Origin of the sequence: Proteus sp. G2618, from assembly GCF_009915995.1 — a bacterium.
Classification (GTDB): domain Bacteria; phylum Pseudomonadota; class Gammaproteobacteria; order Enterobacterales; family Enterobacteriaceae; genus Proteus; species Proteus terrae.
Window position 1 is genome coordinate 39,170 of sequence record NZ_JAABNI010000016.1, and the last position, 18,514, is coordinate 57,683.

Genomic DNA, 18,514 nt, shown 5'->3' on the forward strand with positions numbered 1-18,514 from the left:
TTTGCTTTCTTTTTATTCTATTCGAGTTTAAATTTTCATCACAAGCTATTTTTTAGTAAAAAATGCTTAAATAACAATCAGTAAAGATATTCACTTTTTTGCATATCAAAGAGAAAACTTTCTCTTTTTTTGATGATTTAATTTATTTTTCACTACTCAACAGATAGAAATTGAGTACAAGCGAAAAAATAACTCATTTCTTTCGTTTTCCAACACTCAAAACTAACTTAGTGCACCATTTTTACGGCATTGAGCAATCTTAAGAATATCTTCCGCCAATAATTTTGCTGTAATAATATCATCAGCGTGATGATTCACCATTAAACGGCTTAAACAGCCTTCTAAGATGAGTTCCATCTGTTTAGCAACTAACTCACTATCTTCGATATCAAGCTCGCGTAGTAGCGTTCTAGAGTAATCAAATGAGCTTTGCTTTTGGCGTTGGCTTAATTGGTGAATTTGAGAGTGCTCATCAGGATATGCGCTACAAGCCGCTACGAATAGACAACCGGGAAAACGGTTTTTCTCTAAACGCATCGCCAGTTGATCATAACGAGCCAGTAATTTTTGTTCGATAGTCAGTTCTTCATCTAGCATGACTTGGCGTTGCCAAATATCAATTTGCTGTCCGTGGTGGCGAAGACAATCAAAAATCAATGCGTCTCTATTAGGCCAGAAAGGGTGAAGGTCAGATTCATTGATACCCGAATTTTGAAGAAGCTCAGGTAAAGTCGCCGCTAAGCCATATTGCTCTAGCTGGATAAGTACGTGGTCTAATAACGCTTCACGTTGCACGGAAATCTCCTTAAATCACGTTGTCGCGAAAACATCATAATTAGCAGACTTTAACTAAAAATGAAAGCAAGGAGCGAGAGGGGAAAAAGAAAATACCCCATCTTACGACAGGGTATTTTCTTGTTTTTTTATTTCTTGTAAGCGCTAGGCGCTTTTTTGCAATGTTTTAATTTTTTACTTCAAACTACAGGATCATACCGCCGAAGAGGAAACCAAATCCGACAGCTAATACCACACCAATTGTACCTGGAATAAAGAATGGGTGGTTGAAGACTAATTTACCGATACGAGTTGTACCTGTGTCATCCATTTGAACTGCCGCAACCAGTGTTGGGTAAGTTGGTAGGATGAACAGACCAGAAACCGCAGAGAAAGAAGCAATTGCAGTTAATGGAGTTACACCTAGAGCTAAAGCCATTGGCATCAATGCTTTTGCTGTTGCTGCTTGTGAATATAACAGTGCAGAACAGAAGAAGAAGATAACCGCTAATAACCAAGGATGGCCAGTGATTAAATCACCTGCAGTCAGTTTGATCCAATCAATGTTACTTGAAACGAAAGTATCACCTAACCATGCAACACCCAGAATACAGATACATGCACTCATACCTGCTTTAAAAGTACTTGAGTTGAGGATAGTATCCGTTTTCACTTTACAGAAGATAGTGATAAGGGTTGCAACACTCAGCATGATGATAAGAATGGCGTTAGTGGTATTCATTAACGGCTCTTTCACGATACCTAAACTTGGGCTGTTGATAACAGCATAAGTTACAACGCCGATAACACCCAATAAGAACAGCATTACAGACGATTTAGCACCAGGTAATGTTTCTCTACGTTCTTGGCTACCACGTAATTCAACCAGACCTTGTTCTAAACGTTCACGATAAACCGCATCATCTGATAGTTTTGAGTTAAATACCCAAGAGATGATGAAGGACATCAGAATGATTGCAAGGAAAGTTGCTGGTAATAAGATAGATAGCAAAGTGATGTAGCTTACTGTATTACCTTCACCGACCATTGCTGGGTTTTCCATGACAGATGCCATGTAAACAACAGCAGCAGAGATTGGAGATGCAGTAATACCGATTTGAGCTGCAACAACACCAGTTGATAAAGGACGGCAAGGTTTGATGCCTTGTTCTTTTGCAACTTCTGCAATAACTGGCAGTGTTGCTAAAGAGATGTTCCCTGTACCTGCAAATAGAGTTAAGAAATAAGTCACAATTGGCGCAAGAATTGTGATGTATTTTGGATTACGTCTTAACAGTTTTTCAGTTTGGCCGACAAGGTAATCCAAACCACCAGCAACCTGCATCGCAGAGATTGCGGCAATAACAGCCATAATGATGGAGATAACATCAAAAGGGATTGAACCAGGTTTAACACCGATAGCAGCTAAAACTAAAACCCCTAAACCACCGGCAAACCCGATACCAATTCCCCCAAGTCTCGCACCGAGGAAAATGGCCAGCAGAACGATAATCAATTCTACGGCTAACATAGCGTTTACTCCTTGAGATAATTAAAAAAATGAGAAAGATAAGTTAAATTTTTGTTTTTACAATCAAGTAAAAAGGCACGTCTCTTAAAGAGTCCGTGCCTTGTGTTTTTAAGAGCTCATTCTTATGTTTAACAGTGTCATGTTATAAAACACAATTATTAATCATCGAAGCGTTTTGCTTTGTAAGCCGGGTTTTTTAAGTTCTCAACAGAGAAGATATCATCCAGTTGTTCTTCGGTTAATAAACCGCGTTCTAGAACAACTTCACGTACACTCTTACCTGTTTCAGCACAAATCTTACCAACGATGTCGCCGTTATGGTGACCGATGAATGGGTTCAGATAAGTAACGATACCGATTGAGTTGAATACGAAGTGTTCACAGATTTCTTTATTCGCAGTGATACCATCAACACATTTTTCTACTAAGTTACGGCAAGCGTTACTTAACAGAGAGATTGATTCGAACATTGCTTGACCGATTGCTGGTTCCATTACGTTTAATTGTAATTGACCTGCTTCAGCAGCCATTGTTACACATGTGTCATTACCGATAACTTTAAAGCAAGCTTGGTTAACAACTTCTGGAATTACTGGGTTTACTTTAGCTGGCATGATTGAAGAACCTGCTTGTAGTTCTGGAAGATTGATTTCTTTCAGACCTGCACGAGGACCAGAGGACAGTAAACGTAAGTCATTACAGATTTTAGACATTTTCACAGCTAAGCGTTTTAATGCGCCGTGAACCATTACATAAGCACCACAGTCAGAAGTTGCTTCAATTAAGTCTTCTGCTGGAACACAAGCTAAACCAGTTACTTCTGCTAGTTTTTCAACAGACAGTTTTTGGTAACCCGGTGCTGTATTCAGACCAGTACCGATAGCTGTTGCACCTAAGTTCATTTCTAACAGTAACTCAGCAGTGCGTTTCAGGTTTTTGATTTCTTCTTTCATCAGTACAGAGAAAGCGTGGAATTCTTGACCTAAAGTCATTGGTACAGCATCTTGTAATTGAGTACGACCCATTTTCAGGATATCTTTGAACTCAATCGCTTTTCTATCAAAACCTGCTTTCAGCAGTTCGATAGATTCGGTTAATTTGATAACAGAGTTATAAACCGCTACACGGAAACCACAAGGATAAGCGTCGTTTGTTGATTGGCTCTTATTGACGTGGTCATTTGGGTTTAAGTATTGGTATTCACCTTTTTGATGGCCCATTAATTCCAGACCGATGTTTGCGATAACCTCATTGGTATTCATATTTAATGAAGTACCAGCACCGCCTTGGAATACATCAACTGGGAATTGATCCATGTGTTTACCTGTTTCTAATACTACGTCACAGGCTTTGATAATCGTATCAGCGATTTCACGAGGAATAGTGTGAAGTTCTTTGTTTGCTAATGCAGCAGCTTTTTTCACCATTACCATACCGCGGATGAATTCTGGAACATCATTGATGGTACGATCACTGATGTAGAAGTTTTCAATTGCACGTAAAGTGTGGACGCCATAGTAAGCATCAGCAGGAACTTCTCTTTTACCTAACAGGTCTTCTTCGATACGAGTTTTATTTGACATGAGAACCTTCTTATTAAAATTTTAACTGTCTAGTTATGCGCTTGTTAATAAAATATATCGTTAACGGTTAATAATGTAATATAACTTACCGTTTTGCTTGGTACTGACACGATCATATTCGGGTTGTGAACAAATACCTTTAAGCTGGATCACTTTATAAGTAAATAACGTCTAAATATTTTATTTTTGTGATCTATCTCATGGATTTTACAGTTCTACTTCTCTTTTTAACGCCCCTTGAAAAGGAGTGTTAGGCTCCCCATTATTATGTAGATAAACTAAGAAAAAGCGAGTTCGTAAACCATCACCTTAGATGTAGTTCACACTCCTTTCTATTAATAATATGAATCTTTTTTTATAAAAAGGAGAACCAAGTGCGTTGGCTCCCATTAATTGTTATCTGCCTTCTTATCTATGTAGAAGCTGTTATTTTCGTCAATGTGGCATCTTCTATTGGCGTTCTTACAACACTATTCCTTGTGGTGCTAACTTCTTGTGTTGGTGTCTCACTGGTAAAAAATCAGGGCGTAAAAAATATTGCTTCAATGCAACAAAAACTCGCAGTAGGTGAAGTCCCCGCAGCAGAAATGGTGAAAAGCATTTCGTTGATACTGGCGGGTATTTTATTGTTGATCCCTGGCTTCTTTACGGATTTCTTGGGCTTGCTGTTGTTATTACCACCATTGCAAGCGCTATTAGTGACGAAACTGATCTCTCGAATTCGAGTTTATTCAGCAAGTCATGGTCAAAGTGGATTTTCTTCTAATCAGAATGGAACAACATTCGAAGGCGAATTTCAGCGTAAAGAGGATTCACCGAGTAACCAGCTGAATAATAAGGCTGAAGATCAGGATAACGACCATTTTTCTGACAAAAAATAATTAGCCCAAAGCATAATCAACTGAAATGGGGAAAATTTGAAAAAAAATCACACTTCTCCCCTTGAAGTTTTACCGGATGCCCCCACCTGTATCGTCATGGTACTGGTTCATCTTGGGCACTGGTATCAACCTTAATCCTGATATGGACTTTTTTATAGGAGCACTATTAATGAAGATTCGTCCATTACATGACCGTGTTATTGTTAAACGTAAAGAAGTCGAAGCTAAATCAGCAGGCGGTATCGTACTGACTGGCACAGCGGCGGGTAAATCTACTCGTGGCGAAATTTTAGCCGTAGGTCAAGGCCGTATTATGGAAAACGGCGACGTTAAACCGCTGGATGTTAAAGTTGGCGATATCGTAATTTTTAACGACGGTTATGGCGTTAAAACAGAAAAAATTGATAACGAAGACGTGCTTATCATGTCTGAAAGCGACATTTTAGCAATTGTAGAAGAATAATTTTTCTCTTTTAAGATCTTCTTAAACTGAACGAATTCAAAGGAAATATACGATGGCAGCTAAAGACGTCAAATTCGGTGTAGATGCTCGTAATAAAATGTTACGTGGTGTTAATGTTCTTGCAGATGCAGTTAAAGTAACTTTAGGTCCTAAAGGTCGTAATGTTGTTTTAGATAAATCTTTCGGCGCACCTGTTATTACTAAAGATGGTGTATCTGTTGCACGTGAAATTGAACTCGAAGATAAATTCGAGAACATGGGTGCACAGATGGTGAAAGAAGTTGCTTCTAAAGCCAATGATGCGGCAGGTGATGGTACTACAACTGCAACAGTATTAGCACAATCAATCATTGCTGAAGGCTTAAAAGCAGTTGCTGCTGGCATGAACCCAATGGATCTGAAACGCGGTATCGATAAAGCTGTTATTGCAGCAGTCGAAGAATTGAAAAAACTGTCTGTTCCATGTTCAGATACTAAGGCGATTGCTCAGGTTGGTACAATTTCTGCTAACTCTGATGAAACTGTCGGTACTCTGATCGCGCAAGCAATGGATAAAGTAGGTAAAGAAGGTGTTATCACCGTTGAAGAAGGTACTGGCTTAGAAGATGAGCTAGACGTTGTTGAAGGTATGCAGTTTGACCGCGGTTATCTGTCTCCTTACTTCATCAACAAACCAGAAACAGGTACAGCAGAATTAGAAAACCCATTCATTCTGTTAGTTGACAAAAAAGTTTCTAACATCCGTGAATTACTGCCTGTATTAGAAGCCGTTGCTAAAGCTAACAAACCTCTGCTTATCATTGCAGAAGATGTTGAAGGTGAAGCACTAGCAACATTAGTTGTGAACAACATGCGTGGTATTGTTAAAGTTGCTGCTGTTAAAGCACCTGGCTTTGGTGATCGTCGTAAAGCAATGCTGCAAGATATTGCAACATTAACTAACGGTGCTGTGATTTCTGAAGAAATCGGCATGGAGTTAGAAAAAGCGACATTAGAAGACTTAGGTCAAGCAAAACGCGTTGTTATCAACAAAGACACAACAACGATTATTGATGGTTTAGGTGATCAAGACGCAATCAGCGGTCGTGTATCTCAAATCCGTCAACAAATCGAAGATGCAACTTCAGATTATGACCGTGAAAAATTACAAGAACGCGTTGCTAAATTAGCTGGCGGTGTTGCAGTAATTAAAGTTGGTGCTGCAACTGAAGTTGAAATGAAAGAAAAACGTGCTCGTGTTGACGATGCTCTGCATGCAACTCGCGCAGCAGTTGAAGAAGGCGTTGTTGCTGGTGGTGGTACTGCTCTGGTTCGTGTTGCTAACGCTCTGCGTGAGATGGTTGGTGATAACGAAGAACAAACAGTAGGTATCCGCGTTGCATTACGTGCAATGGAATCTCCAATGCGTCAAATCGTTGCTAACGCAGGTGAAGAGCCATCTGTTGTTGTAAACAACGTGAAAGCGGGTGAAGGTAACTACGGTTATAACGCTGCAACTGATGCTTACGGCGATATGATTGATATGGGTATCTTAGATCCAACTAAAGTTACTCGTTCTGCACTGCAATTTGCTGCATCTATCGCAGGTCTGATGATCACAACAGAAGCGATGATCACCGATTTACCTAAAGACGACAAAATGGATTTAGGTGGCGCTGGTGGTATGGGCGGCATGGGTGGAATGGGCGGCATGATGTAATTCATCAGCTAACTGTTTTACATAAAAAACCCGAGCTTAGGCTCGGGTTTTTTTATGCCATTTTATTTCAGAATTATCAGATAATTTATTTTTTCTATAATTAGAAATAACTTATTCTTTATAACTAGACAACAAATCGTTTTTATTGCCCGCTTAAAAAATATTTAAATAAATTGGGATGTTTACCATGTCTGTTGTCGCCATTGTGATTATCTTTCTTTTTGCTGTGATTGTGAGTGTATTTATCTCTCGATTGCTATTAATCATACTGTTCACCTTTCCCAACCTGTGATCTCGCTATCTTTATTGCAATGGGTGTTATTCTCTGTTCATTATTGATAGCCACGATTGCACATGTTAATGAGTTAATTAACCAGACTTGTGAAGATCTTGATGAGATGTCACTACGCAATGAAGCCGGTTCGCATTTATTAGAAATTTATAGTCGTTGTCTTGATAGTGAAGATAGTGTGCAAGAAGGCGCTTTTGATCTGAAACGCTTGTTTAGCATGGAACGCCAGTTGTCACGCAGTGCGTTAAAAATGGAGCGTGATACATTACAGCAGTTACGTAAATTACGTCATACTAGCGAGCATATTTTTCATTGTTTACGCCATGAATTAGATTTAAAAGAAGAAACGTTGAATCATCATTTGAGTTAATTTGGCCAATATCATCTTCAGATAGTGGTTTTCTGTCTGAAGATTTTTAAAAAATGAACGAATTATGTGTTCATTCTCGCACTGTATAGACCAAAAATAAGCCAGATCGTTTTAAAAGCATAAAAGCGGTGTAGAATAGAGGCATTGTTGCTTTGTCTATCTCAAAGCCGAATTTGTACGTTAAAATAAGTTTGAAGCGAAAATAATATCTTAAGGCTATTGGCTAATGTGAGATAGTAATGATGATTTATTTTTGCGCATAAGAGGGATGACAAGGTATATTGTTGTCTTGACTAAACGGACACTCAAATAAATGAGGGGATCATGCGAATTAAATTGTTATTGGGAGCTGCTGCAGCGTTATTACTAGCAGGCTGTTCTGCAACAAACACATTAAGCACTGCTGGCTCACAGGTACAAATCACTGATACGCAACCAGGCAGTGAATGCCAATTATTAGGAACAGTGACAGGTGTTCAAAATAACTGGTTATCAGGTTCCCGTACTGAAAGCCAATCACTGCGAGGTGCTGCTAACGACTTACGTAATAAAGCAGCCGCAATGGGTGGTAACGTTATTTTTAACGTTGGTACTGGCGCAGGTAGCTTTGTTGATAGCTTTGCACCATTAGATAGCAAAATGAGTGGGCAAGTTTATAAGTGTCAGTAATTGAATACGTGGTTACTTTTTAAGTACCAAGACCTGACCTCAATACTTTTTTCTTTGGGGTCAGGTTTGTTTTTTTTATTATTAAGGGCAGCTCTATTGAGTATTTAGATCTGCTTAATAGCCTCTTTTATCTCGATATCACCATCTAATATTGGAATACATTTTTTAAAGGTGTTCTTCTTATCTAAAATTTCAGCAAGCGTTAACGCTACATTATCAATAGATATTTTGCCATCAGCGGGTATTTCTTCTTTTTTTGTACAGATCTTATGTGTTCCTGAATGTTCAGTTAAATAACCAGCTTGAATTATTGTGTAATCGAGGTTGGTCTGATTGATCAGATAAAGATCTGCAAAATATTTAGCAGTAAAATAATCAATTAATGTGGTCCATTTATCAGGTAATAAAGAATTTACTGCACTAAGCATGATATATCTTTTTATACCTTTCTCCATGGCAATTTGCATGGTTTTTACGGCACCATGTAGATCAACTTGTAATAGATCTTCCCCTCTAGAACCTGTTGTAAAATAGATGGCATCTAAATGTTCAGGGAATTTATGAGAAATGGAAGACAAAGGTTTTGTGATATCTAGTTCAATTTCACGATAATGTGAATCTTTGATTTTAGATGAGTGTGAGATTTTTCTGGTAGTTCCGATGACATGGTGTCCATTAGCTAATAATGTCCCAACTAATTTATGCCCAACTCGTCCTTTTGCACCGATTACCATTATGTTCATATTTTCTCCTCAATACTATTTAAGTGTTCACTGATTTAAAAGACAAAAAAGCACCCAATAAGGTGCTTTTTCATAATGAAAGAAAGTGAACATAACTTAATTAGATAAATGATTTTTATGAAAATCACCACCAAACCTATCTTTATAGTGTAGTCACTTTTGTGTGATTCTGTTGGGTTAATTATATAATCTAAACATAAATAGTATCGGTTAACATCAGGGATCACTCTTGACGTAACCCTAAATCAAGTAACGTCTTACTCGGTTCACCGCCAATTTCACGCGTGAGTTTGGGCACCATATAACCGGAAACTAAACTCATCAGTACTTTCATAATTTCTCTCGCTTCACTATCTGGCACCATAAAGTGAGCAGCACCTTGTACTTTATCTAGAACGTGTAAGTAATACGGCATAACACCTGCATCAAATAGTGCACGACTTAAATCCGCAAGGACTTCAGCACTGTCATTGACACCGCGTAATAACACACCTTGATTCAATAAAGTGACATTGGCATTTTTTAGCTTTGCACAGGCTTCTCTCAATGCGTCATCAATTTCATTAGCGTGATTGATATGCAGTACCATGATATTTTGCAAACGTGATTGTTGTAAGCGCTGACATAGTGCATCAGTGACGCGAGCAGGAATAACCACAGGTAAGCGAGAGTGGATACGTAAACGTTTAAGATGAGGGATCGCTTCTAGGTGTGTTATTAACCAATCAAGCTCATCATCTTTCGCCATAAGGGGGTCTCCCCCAGAAAAGATGATTTCATCGAGTTTTGGGTTATTTTTGATATACTCTATTGCCTTTTGCCAATTAGCTTTGTTTCCTTTGTTATCTTCATAAGGAAAATGACGACGAAAACAGTAGCGACAATTGACAGCGCAACCACCTTTGACCAGAAGCAATGCACGATTCTGATATTTATGTAATAAACCTGGCACCGCATTTTGTTGCTCATCTAACGGATCCGTAGAAAATCCTGGTGTTATGGTAAATTCAGCATTTGCAGTTAATACTTGCAAAAGTAATGGATCGTTAGGATCGCCTTTTTTCATGCGTGCAACGAATTCACGGGGAACCCGTAGCGGAAAAAGCCGTCGCGCCTGAGCCCCTTTTTGGAGATCAGCGTGATGTTCCAATGCTAAAAGTTGGAGTAATTCAACAGGATCACTGATTGCCTGCGCGAGTTGTGTTAACCAGACTTCTCTGGTGGGGTGATTATGAGTTACAATGTGTGCCATTTTTTGGCTATGCCATTTTAAATTAAAAAAGTTAGAGGATATTCATGGCTTCTTATAATACCAACGATTTTCGTTCAGGTCTTAAAATCATGTTAGATGGCGAGCCAGCCGTCATTACTGAATGTGAATTTGTTAAACCAGGTAAAGGTCAGGCATTTGCTCGTGTACGTCTGCGTAAACTGATCTCTAACAAATTACTGGAAAAAACATTTAAATCTACTGATTCAGCAGAAGGTGCTGATGTCATGGATATCAACTTAACTTACCTGTACAACGACGGTGAGTTCTGGCATTTCATGAACAACGAAACTTTCGAACAATTAGCAGCAGACGAAAAAGCTGTTGGCGATAATGCTAAATGGTTGATCGACCAAGCTGAGTGTATCGTAACACTGTGGGATAATCGTCCTATTGCTGTTATTCCACCAAACTTTGTTGAATTAGAAATCGTTGATACTGATCCAGGCCTGAAAGGTGACACCGCAGGTACAGGTGGTAAACCAGCAACATTAAGCACTGGTGCTGTTGTTAAAGTTCCACTGTTTGTACAAATCGGCGAAGTTATCAAAGTTGATACTCGTTCAGGTGAATACGTATCGCGCGTAAAATAATCGAGTAAATTATTTTACTGAGTGCAACGTTAAGCACAATAAATAATTACCGCAGATAATGTTAAATATCTGCGGTATTTTTTTATTTTAATTTATAAATATTGATTAATAGGTAGTATTTTATTTCTAAAAATTTGAGTGATTTGTATTACTATATTATTTAATTTTTTGTGTTATTATTTTGTTTCTGATTTATTTATCCCTTCATTATTTCTGATGCCCAAATAGAATACCGTATTCAATATTGGAATTGCTAAAAAATAACCGTTTTCTTAAAATGGGGGTGTAGGTTATTTAGGTAAAGATAATCCACAGCAATATTTATTTAAGTTATTTTGACTTTCCTTTAAGAGATATTGAAGAGTATAGATAAAAACATTAATCCTGTAATATTATTGATCTTTATTTTATATTTTAGTTGTACTAGGGAAACCCTTTCAATATAGACATTTACTTTGATATATCTCTTTTGTTTTTTTATTAATTCAATTTATTACATAATAAGTTTAGCTTATTTTATAGGCTAAATACCTTTTTATGGAATGAATTTCCATTTCTTTATTTCTTCTTTTTTTGTAAATCCTCCATACTTAAACACAAATAATAGAATTTTAATCTATACTTTATTTAGGTTAAATATAAATAATATTCTTTGAATTTATTTTAAATTTGAATGTTATCAATTAGTTATATTTAACAGTGGTGCTTGAGTTATTTTAGGAGGCTATATGGAAAATAGAACGATTATTATGGGCGCTGATCCTTCAGGATTTGAACTTAAAAATACGATTAAATCGTATTTGTTAGAAAAAAATTACACAATAAAAGATCTCACAGAATCAGGCCCTATTGGCTATTGTGATGTAGGTGATAAAGTTGGTTCAATTATTTCTGAACATCCTGAATATATTGGCTTTGTTTTCTGTGGTACAGGAATGGGGGTGAGTATTAGTGCGAATAAACATAAAAATGTTTATTGTGGTGTATGTGAAAGTGTCACGACAGCCCGTTTTTGTAAGGTCATTAATAACTGTAATATGATGGCAATGGGCGGCTTATTAATAACACCGTTTAAAGCTAAAATGATGGTTGATGCTTATTTATCAGCAACCTTTACAGAAGGTTTTTCTGAAGCAACACCAGAAGATTTACAATCTGGCTTAAATTCAATGAGACAAGTAGAAAAGAAAATTTATAAAATTTAAGTCATTATTATTATTCACTTTTATAAGCCTGAATTATCAGGCTTATTTTTTTACTTAAGTGATATATTTTGCTTATTAAATAGATAAAGGTTTAGTATCTATACTAGATAATAAATAAAGCATTTTATGGCTTAACAATGAATGAAAAGTAGGTGAACAATGGAACATCAACACTCTGATGCAGTAAATGCCCCATTACGTATTACCTCTAAAACCCGTGATGTTGGAGGGATTGAGACTTATCGTGCTTTACCTGATAAAAAACAACGATTAGTTGGACCTTGGTGTTTTCTCGATCATTTAGGCCCCACTGTTTTTAATGATACTGTCGATAGATTAGCTATTTCTCCACATCCCCATATTGGCTTGCAAACTTTTACTTGGATGTTAGAAGGGGAGATTTTGCATCGCGATAGCCTCGGTTTTCAGCAAGTTATTCGACCTCAACAAGTAAATTTAATGACAGCAGGTCACGGTATTAGCCATTCAGAAGATAGTCACGGCGATAAAAAAGAAGTCCATCTGGCACAATTATGGATAGTGCTACCAAAGGATAAAAGAAATATGCCACCGCGCTTTGATCACTATCCTGCTCTCCCTAAATGGCAAGCTGATGGCGCTGACTTCACGTTACTAATCGGTGATTACCAAAACTACAATTCCCCCGTATTATGTTTATTACCCATAGTTGGCATAGATATTATGGCAAAACATGCCACTCGCATTCCTTTATCATTAAATCTTAAATATGAATATGGGCTTTTTGTCTTAACTGGAGAAATGACAATAGAAGGGGAAAGTTTTGCTGCGAATGAACTTGCTTATATTGGAATACAAAGCTCTGAATCATTAACGATTGAACTAAGTGATAATGCTCAAATTCTTTTCTTAGGTGGTGAACCTTTAAATGAAAAAATTTTGATGTGGTGGAATTTTATTGGTCGTAGCAAAGAAGAAATTCAACAAGCAATCACTGATTGGAATGCAGGCAGTGGGCGTTTTGGTAAAGTGGTTAATGATGAAAGAACACCACTGGTATCGCCTTTAATGCCTTAATTTTATGTTATAAAAGAAAATATTAATATTACGTATTTGAACTTAGCTGAGTTATCTAAAGATAATTCAGCTATTTTTTTTCTATGCTCCGCCATTTTTGATATCTAATCATAGTGACGACAAAATTGTTGTTTAGAACTCACCACTTACTGTCAACGTCATTATTGTCGATACGTCATTCTTAATCGCTTTTTATATTTCTATCTCAATGATTTTTATCGTAAATAAATTAGATCCTCTCTTGGCATGAAATATGCTTTATCTAAAGAAAAATTGACGACAGTAATGCTGTTAAACGTTTTTCTCGGAGGATGTGGCGAATGAATCGCTTTGTAATTGCAGAGCCACAACGATGCATAGGGTGTAATACCTGTATGGCAGCTTGTTCAGAAGTTCACCAAGCTGTGGGTTTACAGGCGCATCCGCGTCTTACAGTGGTAAAAGTGGAGGATCAGACAGCACCGATGCTTTGTCGGCACTGTGAGGATGCTCCTTGTGCTCGCGTGTGCCCAGTCAATGCCATCACTCATGAAGATAATATGATCTTTCTTAATGAGAGCCTGTGTATTGGCTGTAAGTTGTGTGGTCTGGTTTGTCCTTTTGGTGCAATTACACCATCAGGCAGTAAACCCGTTAACTTACCGGCTGTTTTTGAACACTTTGTGCCTGAAGAAATGTTGGCTGATGTACCAGCAAGCCTTCCAACAACCAACCCATTCCTTGCATGGAATGTGGGTGTCCGCGCAATCGCAGTGAAATGCGATTTATGTGCTTTCTCAGATGAAGGCCCTGCTTGTGTCAACGTATGTCCAACCGATGCATTGCATTTAGTTGAAGAAGACAAACTTGAAGAGCAGATGAAAACGCGTCGCTTAGGCTCAGTGATGGAACCAATTACCAGTCTTGACGATTTATCTACTTTGACACAGGAGCGGAAGTAATATGGAACCTCTTCAGTTACTGCTGTGGTCAGTCATCCTGTATGTTGTTGGTGGCGTTATTGCACTGTTTTTAAAAAAACAGGAAGGGTTGGCAATCCTTATTTCAGGGATCAGCGCAATCATTGGTGGTGTCTTAGGTATTTTAAGTGCATTACCGGTTATTTTGGGTGGTGAAATCGCGACTTTTACCGCTGCAGGCCCTTTCGATTTTGCAGCCTTCGTGGTGCGTATGGATATGTTAGGCGCCTTTATGGTGTTCGTCATTTCATTATTGGTCAGCGTGTGTGCACTTTATTCTCTTGCTTATGTACAAGAATATAAAGGACGTGGCGCTTGGAGCATGGGATTCTTTATGAATCTGTTTATTGCTTCTATGGTTGGCTTAGTTGTGATGGATAATGCGTTCTATTTTATTATCCTATTCGAAATGATGTCACTGGCTTCTTGGTTCTTAGTTATTGCTGACCAAGATGACGAATCTATTCACGCAGGTTTACTTTACTTCTTTATCGCTCACGCAGGCTCTGTATTAATCATGATTGCCTTCTTCTTGATGTGGCGTGAAAGTGGTAGCCTTGATTTTGATTCATTCCGTCAACTCTCTCTTTCTCCAGCAATGGCCTCTGTGGTGTTCTTACTGGGTTTCTTTGGTTTTGGTGCCAAAGCCGGTATGTTGCCTTTACACAGTTGGTTACCAAAAGCTCACCCCGCAGCACCTTCACATGCATCGGCATTAATGTCAGGTGTCATGGTTAAAATTGGTATCTTTGGGATAATCAAAGTCGGTATCGATTTATTAGGTGCCACAGAAATGTGGTGGGGAATTGTTGTTCTTGGGTTTGGAGCTGTTTCTTCTGTATTAGGTGTTATGTACGCCTTAGCAGAGCATGATTTAAAACGTTTACTTGCATGGCATACCGTTGAAAATATCGGCATCATCTTAATGGGGGTTGGTGTTGGCATGGTAGGAATGGCAACAGACCATCCTGTTATTGCTGCACTTGGTCTGCTAGGTGCTTTATATCACTTGTTAAACCATGCGGTATTCAAAGGATTATTATTCCTCGGTGCTGGCGCCATTATTAACCAAATTCACACTCGTGATATGGATAAGATGGGGGGGTTAGCCAAACTGATGCCTTACACTGCAACGGCATTCTTAATTGGTTGTATGGCGATTTCCGCGTTACCGCCATTAAATGGTTTTGTTAGTGAATGGTATACCTATCAGTCTCTATTCACGATGAGTCACGAAGGTAACTTTGTGATGCGCTTAAGTGGTCCTATTGCCATTATCATGTTGGCAATTACAGGGGCATTAGCGGCAATGTGTTTCGTGAAAGTTTATGGGGTTAGCTTCTGTGGCGGCCCTCGTAGTGAACAAGCAACAAAAGCAAAAGAAGTACCACTACCAATGACGATTGCGATGGGTTTATTAGCGCTTTTCTGTGTTGTGTTGGGTGTGGGTGCTGCTTTTGTCGCACCGATTATTGCAAATATTGCAATGTCTCTTAGTGAAACTAGCGCATTAACTGTAGCTCAAGGCTCAATGCTTGTTCCTGATGCTGCATCGCAAGCAATGTTCTCTCCAGCATTAACATTTGTTTTATTAATTGCTTTACCGCTTATCCCATTCCTGATTTATCTCGGCCTGAAAGGCAATCAACCAGCATTTCGTCGTAAAGGTAATCCTTGGGCGTGTGGTTATGTGTGGGAAAAAGATATGGCAGTGTCAGCAGGTGGCTTTACTCAAGCATTACGTAGCATGTTTGCACCACTTTATCGTATGCGTAAACAACTTGATCCATCTCCATTGCTGTCTCGTGGTTTTAATAAAACACAGCTCGGTGCTGAAAAGGTCGAACCATTCTGGGATGAACGCATTATTTATCCTCTGGTTCGTGGTATCCAACGCTTTGCAAAACGTATCCAATGCCTACAAGGCGGGGATTTCAGACTCTATTGTCTATACGTTGTCGCGGCGCTGGTCATCTTGCTTTTAGTCATCGCAGCGTAAGGAGAGGGACTTATGACTTTCCAAGAAGCACCTACGTTAATGATGGGAATATTCGCGCTAATACAAGCACTCTTTTTGTTAGCGATAACCCCATTATGTACAGGTATTTCGCGCACAATTCGCGCCAAGATGCATTCGCGTCGAGGCCCCGGAATTCTGCAAGATTATCGAGATATCTTTAAATTATTTAAACGTCAATCAGTAGCACCTGAGCAATCTGGTGTGATCTTCCAAGTGATGCCATATGTGTTACTCGGAAGCATGCTGGTGGTTGCTATGGCACTGCCTGTCTTTACAGCAACATCACTGTTTGCAGGTGCGGCGGATCTTATAGCACTGATTTATCTGTTTGCTCTTTATCGTTTCTTCTTCTCTTTATCTGGTTTGGATTCAGGAAGCCCATTTGCTGGTATTGGTGCTAGCCGTGAATTAACACTGGGTGTGTTAGTTGAGCCTATCTTAGTGTTATCACTAATTGTGGTGGCTTTAATTGTGGGTTCAACCAACGTTGGTACTATCAGTGCAACACTGGCTCAAGGTTGGATATCTCCAACTGCAACACTGTTAGCTTTATTAGCTTGTGCTTTTGCCGCATTTATCGAAATGGGCAAAATGCCATTCGACGTTGCGGAAGCCGAACAAGAGTTACAAGAAGGGCCATTAACTGAGTATTCAGGCTCTGGTTTTGCGATGGTGAAACTGGGTCTTGGTTTAAAACAAGTGGTAGTGGCTGAACTGTTCTTAGCCATATTTATTCCTTTCGGTAAAGCAACAGAATTCACCTTTATTGCATTGATCATTGCGTTAGTTTTAATGGCAGTGAAATTGTTAGTGGTGTTTGTATTAGCGTCATTGGTTGAAAACAGTTTAGCGCGTGGTCGCTTCTTACTGACTCACCATGTGACATGGTTAGGATTCGGTGTTGCGGCACTGGCTCTTGTTTTCTATTTAACCGGTCTATAAGGAGCGATGATTACAATGGAAAATATAGCTCTTGCGACCTTACTCATCCCATTTGCGGGGGCGTTGATTACGTCCTTAATGCCAAATCGGATGGCGAAGTGGTTATGTACACTATTCGCTTTATTAGCCACATTAGGAACGGTTGTTTTAGGTTGGCAGTTCCTCGCTGAAGGTAAAGTCGATACCACAATTACGCTAGTACAATATGGTGATGTTGCGCTCTTTGGTTTTACCATTGACCGTGTCAGTACATTGATTGCTTTCGCTGTTGTGTTCTTAGGATTGTTAGTGAGTTTTTACTCTACTGGCTATCTGACCAATGGCAACCGTGAGCATCCACATGATGGTACTCGTCGCTATTATGCCTTCTTGCTGATTTTTATTGGTGCAATGGCGGGTTTAGTCCTTTCATCGACTATTTTAGGTCAACTCCTGTTTTTCGAAATCACAGGGGGATGTTCTTGGGGATTAATCGGCTACTACCAATCTGAAAAATCACTTCGCTCAGCAATGAAAGCGTTGTTGATCACTCACGTTGCTTCAATCGGTCTTTATCTTGCGGCAGCAACCTTGTTTGTGAGTACAGGTACCTTTGAGTTAACCGCAATTGCAACCTTAGATGAACCAACCAAATTGATTGTGTTTGGCGGAATTCTCTTTGCTGCTTGGGGTAAATCAGCTCAATTACCACTGCAAGCTTGGTTACCTGATGCGATGGAAGCACCAACTCCTGTGAGTGCTTACTTACACGCAGCATCAATGGTAAAAGTCGGTGTTTACATCTTTGCTCGTGCGATTATGTCAGCAGATGGTAATGTCCCTCATCTTATTGGTTGGGTGGGTATTACCATGGCGGTTATCACGTTGATTTATGGCTTTATGATGTATCTGCCACAAAAAGATATGAAACGCCTGTTAGCATGGTCAACCATTACTCAGCTCTCTTATATCTTTCTTGCATTATCTATTTCTATCTTTGGACCGCGTGAAGCGTTTGAAGGCGGTATCGCTTATATCTTTAACCATGCCTTCGCTAAAAGCTTGTTCTTCTTAGTTGCGGGTGCGTTGAGTTATAGCTGTGGTACTCGTATGTTGCCTCGCTTAAAAGGGTTAATTAACAAATATCCATTATTGGGTGTGGGTTTCTGTGTTGCCGCATTGGCAATCGCAGGTGTTCCACCAATGAATGGCTTTTTTAGTAAATTCCCAATTTTTGCCGCAGGTTTTGAACTGTCGAGTGTTTTCTGGGTGATGACACCAATTATGGTGCTAGTACTGATTGAATCTGTTGCTAGCTTCACTTGGTTTATCTACTGGTTTGGTCGTGTTGTTCCTGGCAAACCAAGTACAGAAGTTGCACAAGGGCAACCTGTTCCTATGGCAATGCAAATTGTGATTGGAATACTAATTGTGATGTCCTTTGCATCCAGTGTTATCGCAGTCACTTGGCTAGGATAAGGGAGA

At 39.0% G+C, this 18,514-nt stretch carries 17 protein-coding genes; 12 read left to right on the top strand and 5 right to left on the bottom strand.

From position 1 onward, the window contains the following. Nucleotides 1–222 precede the first annotated feature (222 nt). From dicD to aspA, 3 genes are all read right to left on the bottom strand, one after another. Nucleotides 223–795: a division control transcriptional repressor DicD gene (dicD, locus tag GWJ01_RS08530; RefSeq protein ID WP_109394970.1), complete on the bottom strand. Its 573-nt coding sequence runs from the start codon at nucleotides 793–795 to the stop codon at nucleotides 223–225. Between the two features lie 184 nt (nucleotides 796–979). Then, nucleotides 980–2,305, bottom strand: a complete 1,326-nt coding sequence (locus GWJ01_RS08535) for an anaerobic C4-dicarboxylate transporter (protein ID WP_109394971.1) — start codon at nucleotides 2,303–2,305, stop codon at nucleotides 980–982. A 158-nt stretch (nucleotides 2,306–2,463) separates the two neighbouring features. Then, nucleotides 2,464–3,888: an aspartate ammonia-lyase gene (aspA, locus tag GWJ01_RS08540; protein ID WP_109394972.1), complete on the bottom strand. Its 1,425-nt coding sequence runs from the start codon at nucleotides 3,886–3,888 to the stop codon at nucleotides 2,464–2,466. Between the two features lie 374 nt (nucleotides 3,889–4,262). Between aspA and GWJ01_RS08545 the strand changes: the two genes are divergently transcribed. The 5 genes from GWJ01_RS08545 (at nucleotide 4,263) to GWJ01_RS08565 (ending at nucleotide 8,262) form a co-directional block, all read left to right on the top strand. Next, nucleotides 4,263–4,769 (top strand): FxsA family protein, encoded by a 507-nt coding sequence (locus tag GWJ01_RS08545; RefSeq protein WP_109394973.1) that lies wholly within the window; start codon nucleotides 4,263–4,265, stop codon nucleotides 4,767–4,769. A 169-nt stretch (nucleotides 4,770–4,938) separates the two neighbouring features. Then, nucleotides 4,939–5,232 (top strand): co-chaperone GroES, encoded by a 294-nt coding sequence (locus tag GWJ01_RS08550; RefSeq protein WP_036914050.1) that lies wholly within the window; start codon nucleotides 4,939–4,941, stop codon nucleotides 5,230–5,232. Between the two features lie 52 nt (nucleotides 5,233–5,284). Continuing rightward, entirely contained in the window at nucleotides 5,285–6,931 is a 1,647-nt protein-coding gene (gene groL / locus GWJ01_RS08555; protein WP_036934353.1) for a chaperonin GroEL, read from the top strand. A gap of 311 nt (nucleotides 6,932–7,242) precedes the next feature. Next, nucleotides 7,243–7,593, top strand: coding sequence for a hypothetical protein (locus tag GWJ01_RS08560; RefSeq protein ID WP_109402379.1), 351 nt, complete (start codon nucleotides 7,243–7,245; stop codon nucleotides 7,591–7,593). Nucleotides 7,594–7,917: 324 nt separating this feature from the next. After that, nucleotides 7,918–8,262 (top strand): DUF4156 domain-containing protein, encoded by a 345-nt coding sequence (locus GWJ01_RS08565; RefSeq protein ID WP_023582946.1) that lies wholly within the window; start codon nucleotides 7,918–7,920, stop codon nucleotides 8,260–8,262. 104 nt (nucleotides 8,263–8,366) lie between these two features. Here the strand turns inward: GWJ01_RS08565 and GWJ01_RS08570 are convergent, their stop codons facing one another. Both GWJ01_RS08570 and epmB read right to left on the bottom strand, forming a co-directional pair. Continuing rightward, nucleotides 8,367–9,005 carry an NAD(P)H-binding protein gene (locus GWJ01_RS08570; protein WP_161710974.1) on the bottom strand — a complete coding sequence of 213 codons (639 nt, stop codon included), beginning with the start codon at nucleotides 9,003–9,005 and terminating at the stop codon, nucleotides 8,367–8,369. A 223-nt stretch (nucleotides 9,006–9,228) separates the two neighbouring features. Continuing rightward, nucleotides 9,229–10,257: an EF-P beta-lysylation protein EpmB gene (gene epmB, locus GWJ01_RS08575; protein ID WP_161710975.1), complete on the bottom strand. Its 1,029-nt coding sequence runs from the start codon at nucleotides 10,255–10,257 to the stop codon at nucleotides 9,229–9,231. 44 nt (nucleotides 10,258–10,301) lie between these two features. On the opposite strand from epmB, the gene efp reads away from it, so the two are divergent. From efp to GWJ01_RS08610, 7 genes are all read left to right on the top strand, one after another. Continuing rightward, nucleotides 10,302–10,868 (top strand): elongation factor P, encoded by a 567-nt coding sequence (gene efp / locus GWJ01_RS08580; RefSeq protein ID WP_006536168.1) that lies wholly within the window; start codon nucleotides 10,302–10,304, stop codon nucleotides 10,866–10,868. Between the two features lie 728 nt (nucleotides 10,869–11,596). Then, entirely contained in the window at nucleotides 11,597–12,073 is a 477-nt protein-coding gene (locus tag GWJ01_RS08585) for an RpiB/LacA/LacB family sugar-phosphate isomerase (protein ID WP_109394978.1), read from the top strand. A 159-nt stretch (nucleotides 12,074–12,232) separates the two neighbouring features. Further along, nucleotides 12,233–13,129, top strand: a complete 897-nt coding sequence (locus GWJ01_RS08590; RefSeq protein ID WP_161710976.1) for a pirin family protein — start codon at nucleotides 12,233–12,235, stop codon at nucleotides 13,127–13,129. 320 nt (nucleotides 13,130–13,449) lie between these two features. After that, nucleotides 13,450–14,070: a 4Fe-4S dicluster domain-containing protein gene (locus GWJ01_RS08595; RefSeq protein WP_075673437.1), complete on the top strand. Its 621-nt coding sequence runs from the start codon at nucleotides 13,450–13,452 to the stop codon at nucleotides 14,068–14,070. Between the two features lies 1 nt (nucleotide 14,071). Beyond that, nucleotides 14,072–16,087 carry a hydrogenase 4 subunit B gene (gene hyfB / locus GWJ01_RS08600; RefSeq protein ID WP_161710977.1) on the top strand — a complete coding sequence of 672 codons (2,016 nt, stop codon included), beginning with the start codon at nucleotides 14,072–14,074 and terminating at the stop codon, nucleotides 16,085–16,087. 12 nt (nucleotides 16,088–16,099) lie between these two features. Continuing rightward, on the top strand, nucleotides 16,100–17,050 hold the full coding sequence (locus GWJ01_RS08605) for a respiratory chain complex I subunit 1 family protein (protein ID WP_109394981.1): 951 nt from the start codon (nucleotides 16,100–16,102) through the stop codon (nucleotides 17,048–17,050). Nucleotides 17,051–17,056: 6 nt separating this feature from the next. After that, complete coding sequence (locus GWJ01_RS08610; protein ID WP_075673439.1) at nucleotides 17,057–18,508, top strand: hydrogenase 4 subunit D; 1,452 nt, start codon at nucleotides 17,057–17,059, stop codon at nucleotides 18,506–18,508. Nucleotides 18,509–18,514 lie beyond the last annotated feature (6 nt).

Excerpts from the sequence above, each read along its gene's own strand:
- GWJ01_RS08535 (WP_109394971.1), bottom strand. The coding sequence starts at position 2,305 with ATGTTAGCCGTAGAATTGATTATCGTTCTGCTGGCCATTTTCCTCGGT.
- aspA (WP_109394972.1), bottom strand. The coding sequence starts at position 3,888 with ATGTCAAATAAAACTCGTATCGAAGAAGACCTGTTAGGTAAAAGAGAA.
- GWJ01_RS08550 (WP_036914050.1), top strand. The coding sequence starts at position 4,939 with ATGAAGATTCGTCCATTACATGACCGTGTTATTGTTAAACGTAAAGAA.
- groL (WP_036934353.1), top strand. The coding sequence starts at position 5,285 with ATGGCAGCTAAAGACGTCAAATTCGGTGTAGATGCTCGTAATAAAATG.
- GWJ01_RS08560 (WP_109402379.1), top strand. The coding sequence starts at position 7,243 with ATGGGTGTTATTCTCTGTTCATTATTGATAGCCACGATTGCACATGTT.
- GWJ01_RS08565 (WP_023582946.1), top strand. The coding sequence starts at position 7,918 with ATGCGAATTAAATTGTTATTGGGAGCTGCTGCAGCGTTATTACTAGCA.
- GWJ01_RS08570 (WP_161710974.1), bottom strand. The coding sequence starts at position 9,005 with ATGAACATAATGGTAATCGGTGCAAAAGGACGAGTTGGGCATAAATTA.
- epmB (WP_161710975.1), bottom strand. The coding sequence starts at position 10,257 with ATGGCACACATTGTAACTCATAATCACCCCACCAGAGAAGTCTGGTTA.
- efp (WP_006536168.1), top strand. The coding sequence starts at position 10,302 with ATGGCTTCTTATAATACCAACGATTTTCGTTCAGGTCTTAAAATCATG.
- GWJ01_RS08585 (WP_109394978.1), top strand. The coding sequence starts at position 11,597 with ATGGAAAATAGAACGATTATTATGGGCGCTGATCCTTCAGGATTTGAA.
- GWJ01_RS08590 (WP_161710976.1), top strand. The coding sequence starts at position 12,233 with ATGGAACATCAACACTCTGATGCAGTAAATGCCCCATTACGTATTACC.
- GWJ01_RS08595 (WP_075673437.1), top strand. The coding sequence starts at position 13,450 with ATGAATCGCTTTGTAATTGCAGAGCCACAACGATGCATAGGGTGTAAT.
- hyfB (WP_161710977.1), top strand. The coding sequence starts at position 14,072 with ATGGAACCTCTTCAGTTACTGCTGTGGTCAGTCATCCTGTATGTTGTT.
- GWJ01_RS08605 (WP_109394981.1), top strand. The coding sequence starts at position 16,100 with ATGACTTTCCAAGAAGCACCTACGTTAATGATGGGAATATTCGCGCTA.
- GWJ01_RS08610 (WP_075673439.1), top strand. The coding sequence starts at position 17,057 with ATGATTACAATGGAAAATATAGCTCTTGCGACCTTACTCATCCCATTT.